This window comes from Paenibacillus sp. TAF43_2, assembly GCF_052113545.1.
Lineage (GTDB): Bacteria > Bacillota > Bacilli > Paenibacillales > Paenibacillaceae > Pristimantibacillus.
In genome coordinates, this window is record NZ_JBFRDK010000001.1 from 21,147 (window position 1) to 43,044 (window position 21,898).

The following is a 21,898-nucleotide window of genomic DNA, read 5'->3' on the forward strand; positions in this document are numbered from 1 at the left end:
CTTCACGAGCTCTCTACTTATTCAAGTACTACAGGTACGCTTACATCCATTCTTTTTAGCCGCCACATACGCCGAATTTACACTTTAAGAACGTATACGTGCTTACAGACAGCTAACCAACGCCGTTTCTTCGCTGTAAGAACACATACGTGCTTACATCCATTCTTTTTAGCCGCCACATACGCCGAATTTACACTATAAGAACGTATGCGTGCTTACAGACAGCTAACCAACGCCGTTTCTTCGCTGTAAGAACACATACGTGCTTACAGCCATACCTGCCACACCTGCCATACCAGCCATCTATCCATACCTCAACACATAAAAAAAGAGAGCATGTCCCCCTCACCCAAACTGACGAGAAGGAAACATACTCTCATAAAGTGCACTTACAAAGGAGGAAGCTCCTGCAAAACAGGCAGCGACGAAATCGCGCCAGCTCTTGTTGTCGTAAGAGCAGCGGCGGCGTTCGCAAACGAAACCAAACGTTTGGCCGTATCGGCATTCATTTCGCTTAACGCTTCTTCACTTCGCTGCATCTGGTACAGCAGCGCTCCAATAAAAGCATCGCCAGCCCCAGTCGTATCCACAACGGCTACTTTCTGGCCAGGAGTAGATACTTCGTAGGAAGACGTATACCACACCGCACCATCCGCTCCCTTTGTGTAAATAACAGCTTGAACGTCTCCGACAAACAAAGAAGCAATAGCCTCTTTCTCGTCTTCAATTCCCGTCACAAAAGCAAGCTCATCCGAGCTTATTTTGACAAGATGGCTCAAAGGAATGAATTGCAGTATCGTTTGTCTGCACTGCTCATGATCTGCCCATAGCGGCAGGCGCACGTTAGGATCAAAGCTGATGAGTCCTCCTGCTGCTTTCATTCCCGCAATCGCTTTGAGATGTGCATATTTCACAGGAGCTTCAATAAGATCTACTGAGCAATAGTGCAAAATATCTCCTTTAGCGAACCACTCTTCGTTAATCTCATCCTCTGAAAGCAGCATATCGGCACTTGGATTTCGGTAGAAAGAAAAATCGCGGTCCCCGTCGGCTTTTAAGCTTACAAACGCAAGAGCAGTATTTGCTTCATTCGTTTGAAGCACATGCTGGGTATCAACACCTGACGCTTTCATCGTTTCCAAGAGAAAGTCACCGAAAGCATCTTTACCCAACTTACCTATGAAGGCACTGCTGCCGCCTAGCTTCGCAACCGCACAAGCAACATTAGCTGGAGCGCCGCCTGCTTCCTTCGTGAAACCAACGACATCTTTGAGTTCAATGCCGCGAGTATCCGGAATAAAATCAATTAACGCTTCACCAATCGTATATAGTTTAGACAGATTAAGCCCCCCTAGCTGATGTCCCATTTTTTAAAGGATACCATATTACAAGCACCTTCTGCGTAGGCGAATATGCCGAGAGATTCAGTACCTGGGTAAATACGGCCTGTCATCACCTTCTCGCCGCCTTGAATGAACACCTCGACGGAGGATTTATCGACGAATATGCGCAAAGCCAGCAAACCATCCTTCAGTTCAACACTCGTCCTGCGCTCACCGCCAAGACCAATCCCTGACTTATCGCGATTAAAACGGAATTTGCCTTCTGCTTGCTGATAAGACAATACGGTTTCTTCCTCGCCGTGCACCCTCAGCTTCAATCCAAATTCCTTGGCTTGATCTGCGTGGAATACGACCTCCAGCTCATAACAATCGCCGCTAACTCCCATATCTTTAACAATATCTGATAAGTTAATATCGCTTGCCTCATAAGCATTTTTCCGGTAATTTTTCATTTCCTCAAGCGGTTTGAACAATAACGACTCACCCTGCAAAATAACTTCGCGCGGCAAAGTCATAGCGCCGGCCCAGTAATGCCCAAGCTGCGTCGGAATTTCTTGTTCCCATGCCTCCATCCAGCCGATGATAATGCGTCTGCCTTTTTCATCAACTGTTGTCTGCGGAGCATAAAAATCAAAGCCGCAGTCAACCGGCTCATACCGATCATACTGAAATCTGCTTTGCTTAATATCCAAGCGTCCAATCATATAGGTCGTGGAATGCAGATTACGATAGTCATCTCCTTGCGCAGGCATACGCTGCGGCGACATCACCAGCACGTCACGCCCTCCGAGCTCAAACAGATCAGGACACTCCCAGTTGTCGCCAAGCTTCCCATCACTGCGCGCGATTTCCCCGCTAAAACTCCAACTCACAAGGTCCGTTGAACGATATAGCAAAATAAGTCCGTGTCCCTGTCCATCATTTGACCCTAAAACTGCATAATAAACACCGTCGCGCTCGAATACCTTCGGATCTCGGAAATCCTTCTGGCTGAATCCTGACGGTATTTGATCTGAACCAATGACAGGATTGCTAGCCAGCTTCTCAAAATGGATGCCATCGTCGGAAACTGCGATATTTTGATTTTGACTATAATCAAGCTCTCTATTAGGGCCCGTTATCAAATGTCCCGTATACATCAAATACAGCTTGCCATCCCGCTCAACAGCACTGCCAGAGAAGCAGCCGTCACGGTCATAGTCCTGATCGGGCGCAAGTGCAACCGGGAGGTACTTCCACTTGATGAGATCATGGCTAACCGCATGTCCCCAGTGCATAGGCCCCCATACGGGCTGATAGGGATAATGCTGATAGAACATATGGTATTCACCGTTATAATAAACAAAACCATTCGGATCATTCATCCAGCCAAACTCGCTCATTAAATGATAAGCAAGGCGGTATTCCTCTTTCAACAAATACTTGCGTTCTGCAATAAATGTGTCGGCATTTTCTCTTGTATACAAAATAAAGCATCCAACCCTTACTTATTATTTAATTGAGCCTTGCATGACTCCTTGGATAATATATTTCTGCGCAAACAAGTAGACAACAAGCACAGGCAATATGGTCAGCATAAGCCCTGCCATTAATGGTCCATAATCAACCGAATACGTACCGAAGAAATAGAAAGTAGACAACGGCAGTGTCCGCTCATCCGGCGAAATCAACACGAGGGAAGGCAATAAAAAGTCATTCCAAATCCATAATACATTCAAAATGGCAATCGTAACCGTCGTCGGAGCAAGCACCGGAAATACGATACGGAAGAAAGTTTGCGTCCGCGTGCAGCCATCGATAAGCGCCGCTTCTTCCAGCTCGGCTGGTATGCTTTTTACAAACCCATGATAAATAAAGACGGCCAGCGGACTGCCAAATCCAACATACATATAAATAAGGGCCCATTTGCTATTAAGAAGACCAATGGTTCCGTATATTTTGACGAGAGGGATCATAATGGCTTGGAAAGGTATGATCATGGCCGCAACCATAAGAAAAAACATGTATTGGTTCGTTTTTGTTTGGTTTCGCACAAAATAATGAGCCGTCATTGCAGCTAAAATAGAGATAAGTACAACGCTAAGCACAGTTATGACTACAGAGTTCATAAATGCCGATATGAAATTCATTTTTTCAAATGCATTTGTGTAGTTCGTGAAGCTTAGGCTATCCGGCAAGGAAAGCGGACTTGATGTTATTGCCTTGTTTTCCTTAAATGAGTTGATGAGCAGCATAAAGAAAGGAACGACGAACAGAACTAAAATAACGAAGAGGGCGATGAACTTCGTCCATGCGAGCCATTGGTTCTTTTTCTCCATCACGCCTCAACCTCCAGCTTCTTGCTAAAATAAACCTGTGCTATGGTAATCGTCGCCACAAGCAGGAACAGGACAAATGCTTCTGCTTGGCCTACGCCATAATCCCGCGATAGAAATGCCYTCTCGTAAACATGCATCGATACCATTTCCGTACTTTTGAACGGTCCGCCTTTTGTGAGTGAAACGTTCAGGTCATAAACCATAAAGCATCTTTGCAGTGATAGGAAAATACAGACGATAAACGATGGAACCATCAGCGGCAAAATCATTTTGCGCATTTTCGTCCATAAGCTCGCACCATCAATACTTGCTGCCTCCAAAATATCCTTAGGCACATTCATAAGCCCAGCTACATAAATAACCATCATATAACCGGCATATTGCCATACCGTGACGATAATCATCGACCAGAAGGCTTTGTCCGGGTCAGCCAGCCATGAGGAGCTGAATAACGGAATACCCCATTCTTTGCCTAGATACACGAGTACATTCGAGAAAATAAATTGCCATACAAAGCCGAGTACAATGCCGCCTACCAAGTTGGGAATAAAGAAGCCTGCTCTAAAAATACTTTGCCCCTTCAATCCTCTCGTTAATACGTAGGCTAGCAAAAACGCAACGACGTTAATAAGGGCAACTGAAATAAAAACATATTTTAACGTAAGCAAAAATGATTTCCAAAAAACAGCATCCTTGAATACCGCTACGTAATTCTCAAATCCAACCAAACTGCTTGTCGTCGATATGCCATCCCAATTCGTAAAGGTCAAATAAATCCCATACAAGAATGGAATAATCATTACAGCAAGAAAAGCAAACAAAGTCGGTCCGGTAAACAGCAGCCGCAATCGCAATCGATTCCACAGCCCTTTTTCCGTTATCATCATGATCCCTCACATTCAAGCATGGTTTTGTAAGTCAAAATACGATAAAGAGTAAACAGCTTACCCCGTCGTTTGGCGGGGTAAGCCTTCTATAAGCTATTAAGGATTATTTAACCGTCTTCCAATACTCCACAATATCTTTCGTCAACTCCGCACGATCCGAAGCACCTGCTAAATATTTCTGCATCGATGCGCCAAGCTTAGCCCAGTGGTCAGCTGGCAGCGTGCTGATTGAATCCTCTGTTTTGCCGTTTGCGATATGTTCAGAAATAGACTTTGCAAGCGGATCTTTCGCTTCAAGTGTAATGTTCTTGAACGCTGGAATAATATTCGCTTTGTTCACGAGGAAGTCTTGCCCCTTCTCGCTGTATACCATCCACTCCAAAAACGTTTTTGCAGCAGCCTGCTGCTCAGCCGTATTTTTTTCCTTGTCGATGACCAAACGCTTCGAAACCGCAGAAGACACTTGTGTATTGCCAAAATCATCTGGATTGTTGCTTATAGGGACAGGTAGAAAGCCGTATTGTCCGCTTGCCGTATCAAAACTGCTAATTTGTGGCCAAGCCCAGTTCCCTTGGAACCAGATGCCCACCTCTCCTTTACCAAGCACCTCTGGACCGCGCTCATAGGTACCGGACAATGGGGAAGCTTTGTCGATATTGTATTTTGTCATGATGTCGAATGTATCCATTAGTCCATTGAAAACCGTATTGCTAGCTAAATCGATTGTTCCAGCCTTCAAATCGTCTATGAACTTTGCAACTGCAGCCGTATCAGCTGATTGACCCGCGTAAGCCAGCGGCAAATAATGTGCTCCCAGCGACCAATCCATCGGCGAGATAATAAGCGGCGCTTTTCCCGAAGCTTCGATTTTCTTGAACAGCTCTTCAAGTGCGCTTGTTGTGTTAATCGTTGCTGGATCAAATGTTCCGCCTACCGCTTGATCTACAACAGCTTTGTTATAAATAAAACCATAACCTTCAACTGCAAGCGGGAAAGCGTAGTTTTTACCATCAAATGTCGTTAGCGCCGTGCTGCGGTCAACGGTATCCGCCATCCACTTCTCACCGCTAAGATCAAGAACACGATCCTTGAATTTCTCAACATCTCCTGTATCGAGCATCGTAATGGTAGCCGGGTTTCCTGATGCATAAAGCGCAGACGCTTTCTCAAAAGGTGACTGTCCAGCCGGTACCGGTATAATTTCAAGCGTAATGTTAGGATTATCCTCTTTAAATACTTTCGCAGCCTCTTCGAGCTGGGCTTGAATCTCGCCCTTCGAGTTAAGCAACGATATCTTTACTGCAGAACCTCCATTAGACGATCCCGCATTATTCGAATTGCCACATGCCGTTACAACCATAACTACCATTAGCGATAATGCTATCGCCTGCATCCATTTCAATGATTTCATTTGATTGCCCCCAATTTTTTGAGATTGAAAAAGATTGAAAGACGATTTACCGATCGTGTAAACCGCTTACAAAACGTATTATATAATTGTGAATAAGAGTATGTCAATCGTTTGACATGTTAAACGATTGACATAACTTTTAAAAAAACAAAAAACCCTTGCTGCGCTTGGGTTTTTCACGTTTTTTCAATCTATGTAGAAGCTCGTTTAATCAGTTCAACAGGTAAAATATTTTCAAATTCGAAAGCTTCCTCGTTCATTTGCTTCATAATCAAATCAATCGCCATTTTTCCAATTTCTGTAATCGGCTGTTTCACCGTTGTCAGCTCAGGCGTGAGCCATCTGGCTGCGCTAATATCGTCATAACCGATAATTTTCACATCCTCCGGGATTCGTTTGCCGGCGATCACACACTCCTTAACTGCAAAAGCAGCAATAATATCACTCGTTGCGAAGATGCCATCCAGATCGGGATGATCCTGAAACAGCTGATGTATAATTTGCTCGTACTGGAGTTGATCAAACACATTCATATCAGTCTGAATAATGACATGCTCGATCCCCTTCTCCTTCATCACGGCTTGAAACGCTTCTGTACGCTGATTTGCAAGCAAATGAAGCTCCAAATTACCGCATATATGCGCAATTTTTTTGCAGCCTTCACTAACCAGCAATTGTGCCGCAAGGCTTCCGCCTGCATAATTATCTGAAGAGATATACGGAATTTCACTGCTGATCTGACGATCAATCGTGACAATTGGCGAGTTCAAATGTTTGTACTCATCGACCTGAAGCGTATGGCTGCCCATAATAATGCCATCCACACGATTGCGCTTCAGCATTTCGATATAATCCTTTTCTTTCTGAGGATCAAGCTGGGAATTGCAAAGCAGCATTTTGAAGCCGAGCTCATAAGCATAGTTTTCTATGTGATTCGCGAGCTCGCTAAAAAAAGGATGAGCTACACTAGGTATAATAAGACCAATAACGTTAGATTGTTTTCTTAGTAAAGAGCGGGCAATCTCATTCGGCTGGTAATTTAATTGCTCCATCGTTTGATAAACCTTCGTTCTCGTTGCTTCACTAATATAACCCCGATTGTTTAAAACGCGGGAAACCGTCGTCACGGATACGTTCGCTATTTTTGCCACATCGTGTATCGTTGCCATGGCCGCCCCTTTGCTTATTGCAGTAGTAGTAACCATTATAGCTAAATGGTTAGCCTTATTATACTTAATAAATATTTCAAAAGTATAGATTGTCCGAACAAAAAGAAGCTGTTTCAGATAAGCCCTTTGCGACTTATTTGAAACAGCTTCTTTATCTTGTTCTTAACGGAAAATTAAGCCCACGTCGGCTGAACTTTGAGAACCGCAACCTCTTTCTCACGCTTAAAGGAAGCAGCTGTATCCACATCAGAAGACGTTGAAGAGATCGCCACTACAGCAGCGGTATCACGCACTGCCGATGTAACTTGGACCGAAACGGATGTCTTGCTTGCCGCCGTGTCTTCCTCGCTAATCAGCTCAATACGATGAATATCAGCCCCAAGAGCTGCAAGCTTGCCTGTAATGTTGACATAACCGCGATCCACATGATGCAGACCTGTTACTTCAGTCTCGCCTTCCGCCCGCAAAGCCGCACAAATAAGTGCTGCTCCTGCTCTTAAATCGGTAGCGCATACCTTTGCACCCGTTAGCGGCATACCGCCATTAACGATAGCTGTACGTCCATCGACTTTAATTTGAGCGTTCATCTTCTGGAATTCCTCGACATGCATAAAACGATTTTCGAAAACCGTTTCCGTCACAACGCTTGTTCCMTCAGATACGAGGAGAAGAGCCATCATTTGAGATTGCATATCTGTCGGGAAACCTGGATGCGGCAATGTTTTCACATCAACCGATTTCAATTGCTTGCTCGATTGTACACGAATTCCGTTATCGCTCTCCGTAATTTCTACGCCCATTTCCTGCAGCTTAGAGATTACCGGCGTCAAATGATCAGAAATTGCACCTTCAACGAATACGTCACCGCCTGTAATAGCGGCCGCAATCATATACGTGCCTGCTTCAACACGGTCAGGAATCACATTATGGGCTGCGCCATACATCCGGTCCACGCCTTCAATACGAATAACTCCTGTACCAGCGCCACGAACTTTGCCGCCCATAGCATTGATATAGTTGGCCAAATCCACGATTTCCGGTTCTTTGGCTGCATTCTCAAGAATCGTTGTGCCATCTGCTAAAGCAGCTGCCATCATAATATTTTCCGTTGCGCCTACGCTGGCTACGTCTAGGTAAATTTTCGCACCCTTAAGACGCGTCTTTGTGCTGGCTTCGATAAAGCCCTGCCCAAGCGTAATTTCAGCGCCCATCGCTTCAAAGCCCTTCAAATGCTGATCAATCGGACGAGTGCCGATCGCACAGCCGCCAGGCAATGAAATTCTTACCTTGCCTATCCGACCAAGAAGAGGACCCATAACTAAGAAGGATGCCCGCATTTTTCGAATAAGCTCATAAGGAGCTTCATAAGTCGTAATGGACTGCGCTGTAATGCGCATCGTTTCATTATTATAGGATAATTGTGCGCCTAAAGAGGCAAGCACCTTCTGAATCGTCATAACGTCGTCGAGGAGGGGTACGTCATAGATGACGCTGTCTCCTTCTGTCGCCAATAATGAGGCCGCTAAAATGGGGAGTACTGCATTTTTTGCTCCGCTAACACGGACCGTTCCCTTCAAACGCTGGCCTCCGCGGACGATAATTTTGGTCATCTTTTGGTTCCCTCCGCGAACTGCATTTTCTATTTCCTATTTGTGAAAAAAAAGGTTTATCTCACTTTACCCAACCTTCATCTTATCACTCAATTACACCAATCGACAAGCGTTATATTATTACCATTTTTTACATGTCATTCCCAGCGCATTTTATGACTTTTTTCTCCAAAAACGTCTCTTTTTCACGAAAAAACTACGTTTCCAGTACGATTACGGGTCCTGATTTATACCTATTCGCAAGCCATCGGCTTTTTGAGACCGTCATGTATTACCCATTGTTGACATGTTTCGCTTTTGTTATTCGACAAACGATTTGAGAAGAACGGTGTAGCCCCAATATTCCAAGATGAATTTTGCTAACAAATGACCCATAATAATAGCAACAAATACTTGAAACAAACGGGCCTTTGGACTCTTTGGAAAACGGAAAAAAGCTTCCCATTTCACCTCTTGCAATACAAACCACACCAGAATAATGCTGAGAATAACAATGATTATAGAAAACAACCCGGTCATTCCGGTGTAGTTTTGCAAACCATTTATAAGACCATAATTAACGTCCATGATGCCTCCTGAGCTTTTTCATGTTTTAAGCTTCAAACTCAAGCAGCTTTACAAGCAGCATTTATCTTGCTTCATATTATTAACGTAACTGGAAGCCATTTTGTTTGATGAAAATATTAGGCGATAAATCGGTGGAGCAGCACCGTGTAGTCTGCACGGCTAGCCTGCAGGCTTGGTTTGTACAGATTTGATTCTATCCCTTCAATTTGTTTGTTCAACTTCATGGCATACAGCATGGGTGCTGACCAATGAGACTTTGGTACATCGGCGAACGGATCAATAACAGGCAGCTTAGGCCGTACACCTTCCGCATAACCGATAATCATTGCCATTTCCGCCCTTGTAATCGGCTGATCCGGCTTGAACTCGCCATTCGGGAATCCTTTTACCCAGCCTTGCTCTACAGCCCTCGTARTCGCATCATTAGCCCAATGTTTTAATGGGACGTCTTTGAATCGCTTCCCTTGCACGCGACTTGATGAAGCTGGCTTATATGCCTTCACAACCATTGAAACAGCCTCGGCTCGCGTTATGGAGCGTCTAGGCTCAAAGCGATTTTGTCCTGTTCCGTTAATAATGCCTTTTTTGTTTAACGCGACGATTTCATTTTGAGCCCAATGACCTTTAATATCACGGAATCCAGCAATCAACTCCTCTGATTTTACCTTTAAGCGATAATACTGCTTGTCAAAAGGAGCATCTGCTTCCAGCTTTACGTAATACACACCAGGCTGCAGCAGCTTTTCTTCAGTTTGCAGCTTCCCGCTTGCTTTTGTTTTGGATGCCGTAAGCTGCTTCATCCGTTTATCATAGAGCAAGAGGCTCAAATCAACGTCAAGCGGCACACCGTTTACCGTCATGCTGATGATGCTGGCGTTCGAAACCCGGATTTGAAACCAATCTACGTCGGAGTAGCTGCTAATTACACCAAGGTACTCCGTACCTGGATTAATCATAAACGCCTCGTACGATTTATCGTTTGGCTCATTCGGATCATCATATTTTGGCATATAATCCATCTTCAATATGTAGGTGCCTATGGTCGGACTAGCTTCTGAGGAGATCGCATTGTGAACACGAATATAATATTTACCAGGAGTCACAGTTATGACTGGCGACTGCTCAGTCTCCCCTTCACCCTCATCATCGTACACCATTAATTGTTGCCCTGCCTTCTGTATAGCAAGCCCAGGATCAATACGTGCCGTATTCGTACTAAGCGTAAGACTTAGCTTCCCGCTCTGCGTAAAGGTTACCGTAAACCAGTCGCGATCGGCGGTTTGATGAAAGTTGCCCGTAATCGACTGCATACGAGGCTGCAATGCATAGGCTTCAAACGATTTATCATTTTTCTCGTAATCATCCGGCTTCATCGTAAAAGTAGACGTGAGCAGATAAGGCAATTCATCATTGCTGCTCTGATTGATGAGCTCCAGATGAATGAGCTGCCGCCCTTTTTTAACCTCAAGATCAATGGACCTGCTTGCAAGCTTCGTATCGCTCGTGCTTTGCTTCACGCCATTCATGTAATGGGTGAGCCTAACAGGCGGAACAATCTTTCCGCTAGGAACAAGCCCTTCATATTGTATGGTCAGCGTGCCATCATACGGCGCATCGATTTGATACCAATCATGGTCGGATACGCCTTGCAGCAAAGCCGAAATTTGGCTGTTCAGCGGAAACCGTGCAGCAGTTGATTGGGTTTCATTTGGTTCGAAGCCGTCTGGCTTCAAGGTTGAACGCACCGCTTGGTCGATCTGCAGCACACCGTAGCCTGTCGTGCTGTCCGCACCTGGCGGCCCAATATCCTTAGCTGTTTGGCGCAGCAGCTCGCGTATCTGGTAAGGCTTCATGTCCTTGTAGCGAGCCCATATGAGCGCTGCAGCAGCTGCGGCTTGCGGAGCCGCCATTGAAGTTCCTTCTTCTTTCTTATAGAGTCCACCAATGGCTGTTGTATATACATTCCAAGGTGCGACAAGATCAAGCTCAGTGCCTCGATTCGATCGACTATCGACCGTATTATTCGACTTGACGCCACCGACAGCGAGTACCGTCGGATAAGCTGCCGGGTATTTTACCGCAGCTTTCTCTCCAAAGGTGACGCCGTCATTGCCTGCCGCTGCTACGAGCAGTACGTTTTTGCTTTCCGCATATTGTACAATGTCGAGCATGTACGGAGAAAATCGATGCAGGCCAACCGACAGCACAACGATGCTTGCTCCGCTGCGAACGGCATACAATATGGCCTCGCCGAGCTCCTGTTCTGTTCCGTCACCTCGGTGATCAAGCGCTTTTATCGGCATGATTTTGGCTTTCCACAGTATGCCTGATACGCCAATTCCGTTATTTCCTACAGCTGCGATAACACCCGCTACACTTGTACCGTGCCCATTGTCATCATCAGGCGACTCGCCAGGACTCACTAGATTAGCGCCTGGAACAAGATTCGGCTTCAAATCCGGATGTTCCAAATCAACACCTGTATCCACGATTGCTATCGTAAGCTGCTGCTGCTCGCGAACGGTTTCCCACGCCTTTTGCGCGCCGATCTGACTGAGATAAAGCTGCTTAGACAACTCAGGATCATTAGCTTTCAGTGGAGCAGCTGCTGTCGCAATCTTCGCTGTGGAAGCTGCCTCAGATTCCGGCGACGCGGCTGGCGGAGTCGAAGGTGTCTCTGAGGGCGATGCTTCGTTAGGTACAGAAGCTGCAGGCGATACATTGGATGGTGAAGAGCCTTTAGTCGAAACATCAGTAGATGCAGCTCCTGGGAGTGATGCCTCTGAAGATACAGAGCTTGTAGACGACAAATCAAAAGACGCAGCTCCTGGGAGTGATGCCTCTGAAGATACAGAGCTTGTAGGCGTTACACTGGATGTTGAAGACTCTTTAGGCCGCGCATCGCTGCGAGCGGCCTCTGAGCCTGCCGAGGCTGCGTCCTCCGACTCGCCGGCAGGCAGAGCAAGCATATGCACCCTATTGTTCGGGTGCACGTACTCTACGCCCGGCAGGCTTCGCAGCCGGTCGAGCCATTCCTGTACGTCCGCGCCTTCAGCGGCCGGACGTACGAGCATGACCGCCGCCTCATTCTGGCGGCGGAGCACCACTGTCCCGCGCAGCTCATGCGCTAGCGCGGGGTCACGCCATTTGAGCAGCCAGCTTTGCGGCTGCTCTGCATCGGCGCCTTCGGCGCCCTCAGCCGCAGCGGATGCTGCGGCCAGCGCCGTAGGCGCCGCTCCGGGAGCGAACCCTGCGGGGGCTATGCCCCCGAGGGTGATGCTCCCGATCAGCAGCGCGGGCAGCGCGCGACGAAGGAGCTTGCGCGCGGCGAGCGTGGCAATGGCGATTGCTTGCATAGACAAGCGAGCTGTATGCTTTTTGAGCGCAGAGCCCTGTCGATCATCAGATGGGCTCTGACTAATCAATTGTGAATTTCGTAATCGCTTTGGTTCTTTTTGAGTGCTCATCATTTTCTGCCTTTTCGTATGAAACGGGTTATGGTTTGTTCCCACTTTCAATTGGATATTCCTTAACTACAATTTCTCTTTGCAGGTATCAATTCCCTTGTTTCTGTAAGACAAAAAGGACAAAAGTCCTACAACTATCCCGCTCTACAGCTCGGAACGTCAGTATTCGGCACAAACTATTATTTCCCGGTAAATATAGACGAGCGGCAACACTGGTTCACATAGAAAGAATAGTACTTCATGTCTACTATACTCTGAACCTACACTCCCCCTGCTGCACATTACCCGCAACATTCTCCGCTGAAACACTGTAATTATATTTCTGCTCGTAATTCCTGATATAAACAGCATCAGACAGCTTCCTCATTTCTTGCTATATGCAAGAAATGACTATAATCCAGCCATTACTATCATCATATCTAAAACTGCTGCTGCAGTCTGTGTCCTTAACAGTAACTTTAACTATATGGCTAATTTTTAGCTTATAAACTACTTTCTATTTCCTCTGTGCCGCCTCGAAAATCCCCTTCATCGATTAAACAAAAAAATAGATCGTTTAAATAGACATCCGTTCATCATCTACTTAAACGACCTATTATTTTCACACCTCTAGAATACGAATGCTTCGCATCACTCTACTACAATCTGCTTATCCCATTATCATTAAATCGTCCTTGATCGAGAATATGGCATCAATCCATTGCATTAACGGTCCTGGGAAAATACCTAGTGCAATCGTTGCTGCTGCACACAGCCAGATCACAACTCCCGTTGCTCCAGATATTCGCACTTCATTATTTTCTTCTCCGCTGCGCATAAACATTTGACGAACAATGCCAAAGTAGAAATAGTAAGAAATGACGCTGCTTACGACGATAACGGCTACGAGCCAATAAGCTTTAGCATTCGCTGCACCGAGCAAGATAAACAGCTTCCCAAAAAATCCGCCTGAAATCGGCAAGCCCGATAAAGACAAGATAAATACTACCATAGCCGCTGCCGTCCAAGGCGCTCGGTAGTACATGCCTGCGAAGCTTTTTAGCTCCTCATGCCCCGATGCRCGGCTAACTACCGTAAATACAGCAAACGCGCCTATCGTCATAAACAAGTAAGCAACCAAATAATAAACAAATTCAGAGAAGTTGCTGCTATGAACCATCGTTATTGAAATACCGATAGGCACCAGCATGTAACCCGCATTGGCTACTCCTGACAAAGCCAGCAATCGCTTCACGTTCCTTTGTTTAAGCGCAGCTGTCGTTCCGACGAGCATCGCTGCAGCAGCCATCACCAGCAGGACCAGGAAGAGATCATTTGATATTTTTGCCGCTTCTCCCGCTGCGCTGAATAAACTAGTGCTAAACATAACCCTAAATATAGCAGCCAGCGCAGCACCTTTGGCAATAACCGCTAGAAAAGCCGACACAGGCGTTGGAGCCCCTTGATATACATCAGGCGCCCACGCGTGAAACGGAGCCGCTGCAATCTTAATGCCGAATCCAGCAATCATAAACAGGAAGCCCACATAAGCAAGCGCTTTGAAATCCTGCATCGCCCGCGGCAAAGCATCCCCAATTACACCCAAATCGACTGATCCGGTTATGCCGTAAATGTACGACATGCCGAACAACACCATCGCCGAGGAAATCCCGCCCGTAATGACATACTTGAATGCCGCTTCAGCAGACAAAGTTGATTTGCGCCTAATGCCAACCAATACATAACTTGTAATACTAAGAAGCTCTAATCCGATATACAACGTAACCAGGTTTCCTGATGAAGCCATCATCATCGCGCCCATAAGCGCGGGAAGCACCAAATAGAAATACTCTGATTTGTCTGTTATCTCCACTTCATCCCGATCCGATCCAATGGCGAGCAGGATGATAAGCGCAGTACCCGTTAAAAATACAATTTTCAGCAGGCTGGCGAAATCATCAATGCGGTAGCTGTTGCTTAGCAGATGGATAGAGTCGGCAGATGCTCCTCCCTGATTCATATCCAACATCCGAAGCACGACTAGCAGCAGTGATGCAAGAATGCCCGCTAACGTCAGCCACCCTGTGAATTTTCTGTTCACGCGCTTCGGCAAGAACAAATCCAATACAACAAGAAACAAAAACATGGCGGCCAGCATAAACTCAGGGGCAAGGTAGAGCATATCCGTCCATGTCAGTGGTATAAATGAAACGCCTTCGTACATGGTTTATCCCCCCGCCCTTGATGCAAGTAATTGTCCGAACAGCTTATCCATGCCATGCTGCACAGTATCCGTAAGGACGGAAGGAAAACAGCCGAGAAGCACAATGAATGCAAGCAGCACAATCATGGGAGCCGCCTCAATTAGCCTTGCGTCCTTAAATGCTCCAAACGCCTCACGCTGTGGACCAAATGTAATCTTAAGTACAGCGCGAAGCATATAGACAGCGGTCAAAATAATGCCAAGCGCCGCAGCCGCAGTCAACCAGCGATGCGACTCGAATAGGCCAAGCAGCGATAGAAACTCCCCTATGAAACCGGATAAGCCCGGCAAACCGAGTGAAGCGAGCCCCGCAGTCAGCAGTACGCCGCTTATAAATGGCATAGACCGCGCTAAGCCACCAAGCTCTTGCAGCTCGGTCGTTCCCGTTCGTTCATAGATGCTGCCAACGATCAGAAATAACAAGGCAGATATAAGTCCGTGCGATACGAGCTGGTATACAGCTCCCTGCAAGCCTATCTCGTTTATTGCTGCTATCCCGAGCAATACGATACCCATATGGCTGATGGAGGAATAAGCAAGCACTAGTTTAAACTCACGCTGCCTGAAGGCTAGCAGCGCTCCATACAGTATATTTATGACGCCTAGCACGCCCAGTACTGTCGCAAATTGTCGCGCTTGATCAGGGAAAAGCATAATCCCAAATCGCAGTAAACCGTAAGCGCCCATTTTCAGTAATATCCCGGAGTGAATCATAACAATCGAGGTCGGAGCTTCCGTATGCACCTTAAGCATCCAAGTATGGAATGGAAATATCGGAAGCTTGATGCCGAAAGCAACCAGCAGCATAATAAACAGCACCCATTGCATCGTATCCGTCAACTGGAATGGATTAATTGAACCAAGCTGCTCATTAGTCAGGTTAACCCAAGCGGATGCGTCCGACATGTTGCGGAAGATGTCTGTATAGCTGCCGCTGTAAATAAAGCTAACTTGTTCGCCTACTTGATCCACGCGGAAGCCAGCTGTGTTCACGAGAATAACGAACGCAATCAGCATAATGGCTGAACCAATTCCGTTATAGATTAAAAACTGATTAGCCGCACGCTCGCGATTGAAGTAACCCCAAATTCCGATTAAGAAGTACATCGCAACAAGCGTAATCTCGAAAAATACAAAAAACAAAAATAGGTCACGGGCTAAAAATACGCCAAGCATTCCGAGCTCCAGCAGCAGAAACCATATGAAAAAAGATTTCCATCTTTTCTTGATATGAACTGCTGCAAGTGCAGCCATTGCAGATACGAGCGTTGCGAGAAGCAGAAGCGGAAGCGACAGACCGTCAATGCCGAGCTCATATTGAAACGTAAACTTAAATTCGGATACGCCCGATGGCACCTCTTTATTTAGCGGCACTTCCACCCAGCTATATTGCTCGTCATATGCCGCCCCGCCCTGCTGCTTATTATAATCAGCATAAAGCCATAAAGAGAGCAGCAAAGGAACTAATGTGGTTATGACAACCGTTGTTTTCATCCAGCTGCTGCGCTGCTTCGGAAGCAGCAGCAGAACGATTATACCAAGCAGCGGTGCCAGTAATATAAGTGATAATATCGGAATGTCACTCAGGATGCTCATGGCAGGAACCTCCTTCCAACGATAGCAGCCACAAGAATGACGAACCCGATAACAGCTGCCAAACCGTAGGTTTGTACTTGACCSTTCTGCAGACGGGCAGCCACTCTCCCAGCCGAGGTAACAGCCGTGCCTGTCAACCGCACAATTCCACCTATGACATAAGAATCAAACGCCATAAGCGCAGAGCCAATCAGCTTCAGCGGCTTCACTATGATAATGGCATAAATCTCATCGATGTAATAACTATTTTCCAGCAGCTTGACTAGCTTAGGCATTTTTTCTTGCAGCACATCTTTGTTAACACTGTTTTTCCCGTAGATGAGCCAGCCAATATAAATACCTAAAAGGCCAACCGCAATGGATGCAACAATGGCGATGCCGCTTTTATGAGGCGACTCTCCCCCATCGGTGATCCATGAGCCAAATGCGCCGTTCCATGGCGTCTCAATAAACCCAACAACAATGGCAAGAGCAGCCAGCACGATCATCGGCAGCGTCATCGAAACTGGTGATTCACTCGCATGAGAAGAGGCCTCGTTTGGTTTTCCCATAAATACAAGGAAGAACAACCGAGACATATAAAGCGCCGTACAGAAAGCGGCTGCCAAACCTACAATAAATAATAGTGGATTCGTCTCCCAAGCAACCGTCAAAATTAAATCCTTCGACCAAAAGCCGGATAATGGCGGAATGCCAGCGAGCGCTAAGGAGCCGATTGCGAACGTCCATGTCGTCACTTTCATTTTCGAGGCAAGTCCGCCCATCTCATGAATGTTCTGTGTATGTACCGCATGAATGATGCTGCCAGCACCAAGGAAGAGCAGCGCTTTGAAGAAAGCGTGCGTGAACAGGTGGAAGATGCCGCCTGTTAAGGAACCCAGACCAAGCGCCATCATCATATAACCCAACTGGCTGACCGTGGAATAGGCTAATATCCGTTTAATATCCTTTTGTACGAGTGCAATCGTCGCAGCGAATATAGCTGTAAAACCGCCTACATATGCGATGGTCTCCATAGCAGCTGCAGAATCCTGAAAAATATCATACGTTCGTGCAATAAGGAATACGCCTGCCGCAACCATAGTAGCAGCATGAATCAGTGCACTGATCGGTGTCGGGCCCTCCATTGCATCAGGAAGCCACACATGAAGCGGAAACTGGCCTGATTTGCCGATCGCGCCTACAAAAATAAGCAAAGCAATCAACGTCGTAATCCCGTTCGTAATCGCACCCGATTGCCCATCAAATACGCTTTGAATCGTAGTGAAATCAAGGGCATGATCCGGCATATACCAGAAAAGGAGCATAATAGCGATCAGCAAGCCAACATCGCCGATTCTTGTTACAATAAATGCCTTCTTGGCCGCCGCTCGCGCTTTGGGCAGTGTAAACCAGAAGCCAATGAGCAAGAACGAGCATACGCCGACTAGTTCCCAGAAAATATAAAGCGATAATAAATTATCGGATAATACAAGTCCCAGCATAGAGAATGTGAACAAGGCAACATAACCAAAAAACACGGTTATTCGCTCATCATTTTTCATATAACCGGCCGAGTATACATTCACGAGAAAGCTGACGAGTGTCACGACCACCAGCATAAGCGCTGTCAGGTTGGTCACCTCGAAACCAATCTTCAGCGTATAATCTCCGATAGCAATCCAATCAAAGGAATAATTATAATCCACTTCATTGGTACCAAGTCGATCAATCATAATAAGCAAAGATAGAACGAAGGCGCCAAATGATCCAAGCGAACCGATGATAACGCCCGCTCGTCGATAGCTGCGACCGAGCGCCGTCAAAACGAGGAATGCTGCCAGCGGAAACAGCGGAATTAACCAAGCCGTCTGTGAGTACATATTCATACGCCGCGCTACCTCCTCATTTTGTCAAACTCATCGACATTAACTGTCCCGCGCAATCTGAACAATGCTATTAATATAGCTACCCCAATCGCTGCTTCTGCCGCTGCGACTGTAATTGTAAATAATGAAAAAATTTGCCCCGTCAATGACGGAACAACACCATATTTGGAGAAGGCAATAAGATTCAAGTTGACCGCATTCAACATTAGCTCAAGCGAGAGCAGTACGACGACTGCATTTCTTTTCACTAATGCGCCATATAGCCCAATGCAAAACAAAATAGCCGCCATCGTTAAATAGGAAGGAAGCATGTAATTATTCCTCCTCCTTTTTAGCAAGTACGATTGCTCCAATAAATGCTACCGTCAGCAGCACCGAGAGCAGCTCGAACGGTATCACATACCCTGTATATAAGAGCTCGCCAATTGCCATCGTATTGTCTTCTCCAGCTTGAAAAGACTGCGGCTCTGGAAAAGTTGTTGAACGGATCGCATAAAACAATAGGCCAAACAAGCTGAGCGCGCCTACGGCGGCAAGCGTTTCATGGAGCGGCTTCACCGGCTCACGCTCGCCTGGCTGATGTTTCGTCATCATAATACCGAATATCATTAGAATCGAGACTGCTCCAGCATAGATAAGCACCTGAACAAATGCGACAAACTCAGCCTCCAGAAGCACGAACATTCCGGCTAAGCCTAGAAATACAGCAGCCATAGAGATGACCATATGTACGACCTTCTCTAAGCTGATCATTAGGACAGCGCCGCATATCATGATGGCTGAGAAGATAAAAAAAGCGACAAATTCGCCTGTAAAATCAATATTGAACAACTATTTTGCGCCCCCTTTTGCCGGCGCTCCGATATTGTTATTGTCCTGCCGAGTAAGTGTATTATTGTCTGTCAGCCATTCTGCATCCTTGAACAAATCATCGCGGCTGAAGGTTGCCAGCTCGAAATGATTGGACATAACGATCGCTTCGGTCGGACAAACCTCGGTGCACAAATCACATAAGATGCATATTTCAAAATTAATATCAAAAGTATCGATTACCTTGCCCTTTTTATCAGGGTCCGGGTTCGGTTTGCCGGTCAGCGTAATGCAGTCGGTTGGACAAATGCGTGCGCATTGGTTGCAAACGATACATAAATCCGGGATAAAGTGTTGGATACCACGGAAGCGGTCCGGCATGACAAAGGGCACATCAGGATAGGAGGTGGTCACTTTTGGAGCCGTCATTGATTTGAGTGTTACACCCAGTCCTTGCAGCATTCCTTTCATTTCCTTCTCCCCTTTGCTAATTCTTGATAAACAGCTCCAAATATACAGCCGTTAGAAACACATTAAGCAGCGACACCGGCAGCAGCACCTTCCAGCCAAGACCCATAAGCTGATCTACCCGTATGCGCGGCAGTGTAGCACGAATCCAAAATAAGAAAAACACAATAAACGCAAATTTGAGCAAAAACCATATAATACCCGGTACAAAATCAAGAAATGGCGCCGGTGCGTGCCAGCCGCCCAGAAACAATACTGTTGTTAATGCAGCAATGGCATAAACGTATACGTATTCCGAGAGCATAAAAAATGCAAACCGAAAGCCGCTATATTCAACGTGATAACCTGCAACAAGCTCAGATTCCGCCTCCGGCAAATCGAAGGGCGTACGATTGAGCTCGGATACAGCTGCAATAATAAAGACAATAAAACCGATAATTTGAGGAATGAAGTTCCAATTCCAAAACCAGCCGCCATCCTGCGCCGCTACAATATCACGCAGATTCAAGCTTCCGCTAAGCAAAATAACGCCTACTACCGAAATAACAAGCGGTACCTCATAGCTTATCATTTGTGCCGCCGAGCGCATACCCCCAAGGAGCGCATACTTATTATTGGAAGCCCAGCCGCCAAGCACGATGGCAAGCGTCGAGATGCCTGAAAGGGCTACATAATAGAGCAAACCAACATTCAGATCTGCGAAATATAAGTTTTGTGTATAGGGAAGTACAGCGAGTACGGAGAATGCCGGTATGTATGATAGGGCAGGCGCAAGAATGAACAATGCCCGATCTGCCTTGCTCGGAATCGTGTCCTCTTTAATGAGCAGCTTAAAAATATCCGCTACCGTCTGCAGCAAGCCAAAGGGCCCTACGCGATTGGGACCGATGCGAAGCTGCATCCACCCGATTACTTTACGCTCGAAATAAATGGCGTACGTGACGAAACCAAGCACAATGAATAAAAATACGACAGCCCAAAGGAACAGCACAAGTGCATTTCCCCAAGTTAGCGATTGGTTAAGCCATGACTGCATTAGCAATCGACCTCCCCGACGACAATATCAATGCCGCCTAGTATCGTAATGAGGTTTGTCATCGTTTCGCCTACAAGCAGCTTCGGCAGTATTTGCAAATTAACGAATGACGGTCTTCTGAATTTGAGCCTATAGGGTTCTGCTTTGCCTTTGGATACGATATGGCAGCCAATTTCGCCGCGCGGCGATTCGATCCGCACATACACCTCGCCAGCAGGGGGCCTTATTGCGCGCGGAACCTTCCCCATCGTCTCCCCGCCAGAAGGGAATTGCTCCAGCGCCTGCTTCAAAATACGCAAGCTTTGGCGGATTTCTTCCAGCCGAATCCGATAGCGATCATAACAATCTCCCACTTTTCCAAGCGGTACATCAAATTCAAATTGGCTGTACAAGCTGTAGGGCTCCGCCTTGCGAATATCAAAGTCTACACCTGTACAACGCAAGTTGGCTCCAGATAAGCCATAATCAATCGCTGTTGCCGCATCATATTTTCCTATCCCTTTAATGCGGGCAAGGAAAATTTCGTTGCCGCTGACGAGCTTATCATACTCTTGCAGCTTATTCTCCATATAAGGAATAAAGTCGCGCACTTTGTCCAGCCAGCCCGGAGGCGCATCCCACTTCACTCCGCCAACTCGCATGTAGTTGTAAGTTAATCTTGCGCCGCACAGCTCATTAAATAAATCGATAATGATTTCCCGGTCACGGAATGCGTAAAGAAACGGACTCATTGCCCCAATATCAAGCAGATAAGTTCCCCACCATACTAGATGGCTGGCTATACGCTGCAGTTCCATAACGAGAAGCCTGAGATACTCCGCCCGCTGCGGTACTTCAAGCCCCATCATCGTTTCCACTGCATGTACGAGAACATAATTATTAGTCATTGCAGAGACGTAATCCATTCGATCGGTGTAGGGGATGATTTGCGTGAAATTCAAGTTTTCCGCGATCTTCTCTGTGCCTCGGTGCAAATAACCCATGACAGGTGTCGCTTCGGTTATGACTTCACCATCAAGCTTAACGATAATCCGGAATACGCCATGCGTGCTTGGATGCTGAGGACCTACATTTAGTAGCAGTTCTTCTGTACGAATCAAGGGCTG

17 protein-coding genes are annotated in these 21,898 nt (G+C 46.4%); all 17 read right to left on the reverse strand.

The window, feature by feature from the left end:
* Positions 1-389: 389 nt before the first annotated feature.
* Positions 390-1,340 (reverse strand): carbohydrate kinase family protein, encoded by a 951-nt coding sequence (locus tag AB4Z17_RS00100; protein ID WP_441957475.1) that lies wholly within the window; start codon positions 1,338-1,340, stop codon positions 390-392.
* An 11-nt stretch (positions 1,341-1,351) separates the two neighbouring features.
* Positions 1,352-2,809, reverse strand: a complete 1,458-nt coding sequence (locus AB4Z17_RS00105; protein ID WP_441957401.1) for a glycoside hydrolase family 32 protein — start codon at positions 2,807-2,809, stop codon at positions 1,352-1,354.
* 24 nt (positions 2,810-2,833) lie between these two features.
* Positions 2,834-3,661 carry a carbohydrate ABC transporter permease gene (locus AB4Z17_RS00110; RefSeq protein ID WP_441910255.1) on the reverse strand — a complete coding sequence of 276 codons (828 nt, stop codon included), beginning with the start codon at positions 3,659-3,661 and terminating at the stop codon, positions 2,834-2,836.
* Positions 3,661-4,545, reverse strand: a complete 885-nt coding sequence (locus AB4Z17_RS00115) for a carbohydrate ABC transporter permease (RefSeq protein ID WP_441957477.1) — start codon at positions 4,543-4,545, stop codon at positions 3,661-3,663. Before AB4Z17_RS00115 ends, AB4Z17_RS00110 begins: the two co-directional genes overlap by 1 nt.
* A 106-nt stretch (positions 4,546-4,651) precedes the next feature.
* Complete coding sequence (locus AB4Z17_RS00120; protein ID WP_441957403.1) at positions 4,652-5,959, reverse strand: ABC transporter substrate-binding protein; 1,308 nt, start codon at positions 5,957-5,959, stop codon at positions 4,652-4,654.
* 191 nt (positions 5,960-6,150) lie between these two features.
* Positions 6,151-7,128, reverse strand: coding sequence for a LacI family DNA-binding transcriptional regulator (locus tag AB4Z17_RS00125; protein ID WP_441957405.1), 978 nt, complete (start codon positions 7,126-7,128; stop codon positions 6,151-6,153).
* A 173-nt stretch (positions 7,129-7,301) separates the two neighbouring features.
* Complete coding sequence (murA, locus tag AB4Z17_RS00130; RefSeq protein ID WP_441957407.1) at positions 7,302-8,738, reverse strand: UDP-N-acetylglucosamine 1-carboxyvinyltransferase; 1,437 nt, start codon at positions 8,736-8,738, stop codon at positions 7,302-7,304.
* A gap of 300 nt (positions 8,739-9,038) precedes the next feature.
* Positions 9,039-9,305 (reverse strand): DUF1146 domain-containing protein, encoded by a 267-nt coding sequence (locus AB4Z17_RS00135; protein ID WP_076266234.1) that lies wholly within the window; start codon positions 9,303-9,305, stop codon positions 9,039-9,041.
* A gap of 116 nt (positions 9,306-9,421) precedes the next feature.
* Complete coding sequence (locus tag AB4Z17_RS00140; protein WP_441957408.1) at positions 9,422-12,730, reverse strand: S8 family serine peptidase; 3,309 nt, start codon at positions 12,728-12,730, stop codon at positions 9,422-9,424.
* 691 nt (positions 12,731-13,421) lie between these two features.
* Positions 13,422-14,975 carry an NADH-quinone oxidoreductase subunit N gene (locus tag AB4Z17_RS00145; protein ID WP_441957410.1) on the reverse strand — a complete coding sequence of 518 codons (1,554 nt, stop codon included), beginning with the start codon at positions 14,973-14,975 and terminating at the stop codon, positions 13,422-13,424.
* 3 nt (positions 14,976-14,978) lie between these two features.
* Positions 14,979-16,610, reverse strand: coding sequence for a complex I subunit 4 family protein (locus AB4Z17_RS00150; RefSeq protein ID WP_441957412.1), 1,632 nt, complete (start codon positions 16,608-16,610; stop codon positions 14,979-14,981).
* Complete coding sequence (nuoL, locus tag AB4Z17_RS00155; protein ID WP_441957414.1) at positions 16,607-18,478, reverse strand: NADH-quinone oxidoreductase subunit L; 1,872 nt, start codon at positions 18,476-18,478, stop codon at positions 16,607-16,609. The genes AB4Z17_RS00150 and nuoL overlap by 4 nt, the downstream gene beginning before the upstream one ends.
* Before the next feature lie 8 nt (positions 18,479-18,486).
* A complete protein-coding gene (gene nuoK / locus AB4Z17_RS00160; RefSeq protein ID WP_339205398.1) occupies positions 18,487-18,789 on the reverse strand; it encodes an NADH-quinone oxidoreductase subunit NuoK in 303 nt (100 codons plus the stop codon).
* Between the two features lie 4 nt (positions 18,790-18,793).
* Positions 18,794-19,309 (reverse strand): NADH-quinone oxidoreductase subunit J, encoded by a 516-nt coding sequence (locus AB4Z17_RS00165; protein WP_076266240.1) that lies wholly within the window; start codon positions 19,307-19,309, stop codon positions 18,794-18,796.
* A complete protein-coding gene (gene nuoI / locus AB4Z17_RS00170; protein ID WP_054025448.1) occupies positions 19,310-19,759 on the reverse strand; it encodes an NADH-quinone oxidoreductase subunit NuoI in 450 nt (149 codons plus the stop codon). It abuts the gene before it with no gap.
* A gap of 16 nt (positions 19,760-19,775) precedes the next feature.
* The gene (gene nuoH / locus AB4Z17_RS00175; RefSeq protein WP_441957416.1) at positions 19,776-20,792 is read right to left on the reverse strand and encodes an NADH-quinone oxidoreductase subunit NuoH; all 1,017 of its coding nucleotides are present in this window, start codon (positions 20,790-20,792) and stop codon (positions 19,776-19,778) included.
* Positions 20,792-21,892 (reverse strand): NADH-quinone oxidoreductase subunit D, encoded by a 1,101-nt coding sequence (locus AB4Z17_RS00180; protein ID WP_076266242.1) that lies wholly within the window; start codon positions 21,890-21,892, stop codon positions 20,792-20,794. The genes nuoH and AB4Z17_RS00180 overlap by 1 nt, the downstream gene beginning before the upstream one ends.
* Positions 21,893-21,898 lie beyond the last annotated feature (6 nt).

What these genes read in the sequence shown, in the direction of transcription:
- AB4Z17_RS00110 (WP_441910255.1), bottom strand. Translation starts at nt 3,661, where the DNA reads ATGGAGAAAAAGAACCAATGGCTCGCATGGACGAAGTTCATCGCCCTC.
- AB4Z17_RS00120 (WP_441957403.1), bottom strand. Translation starts at nt 5,959, where the DNA reads ATGAAATCATTGAAATGGATGCAGGCGATAGCATTATCGCTAATGGTA.
- AB4Z17_RS00125 (WP_441957405.1), bottom strand. Translation starts at nt 7,128, where the DNA reads ATGGCAACGATACACGATGTGGCAAAAATAGCGAACGTATCCGTGACG.
- AB4Z17_RS00135 (WP_076266234.1), bottom strand. Translation starts at nt 9,305, where the DNA reads ATGGACGTTAATTATGGTCTTATAAATGGTTTGCAAAACTACACCGGA.
- AB4Z17_RS00150 (WP_441957412.1), bottom strand. Translation starts at nt 16,610, where the DNA reads ATGAGCATCCTGAGTGACATTCCGATATTATCACTTATATTACTGGCA.
- nuoK (WP_339205398.1), bottom strand. Translation starts at nt 18,789, where the DNA reads ATGCTTCCTTCCTATTTAACGATGGCGGCTATTTTGTTTTGCATTGGG.
- nuoI (WP_054025448.1), bottom strand. Translation starts at nt 19,759, where the DNA reads ATGAAAGGAATGCTGCAAGGACTGGGTGTAACACTCAAATCAATGACG.
- nuoH (WP_441957416.1), bottom strand. Translation starts at nt 20,792, where the DNA reads ATGCAGTCATGGCTTAACCAATCGCTAACTTGGGGAAATGCACTTGTG.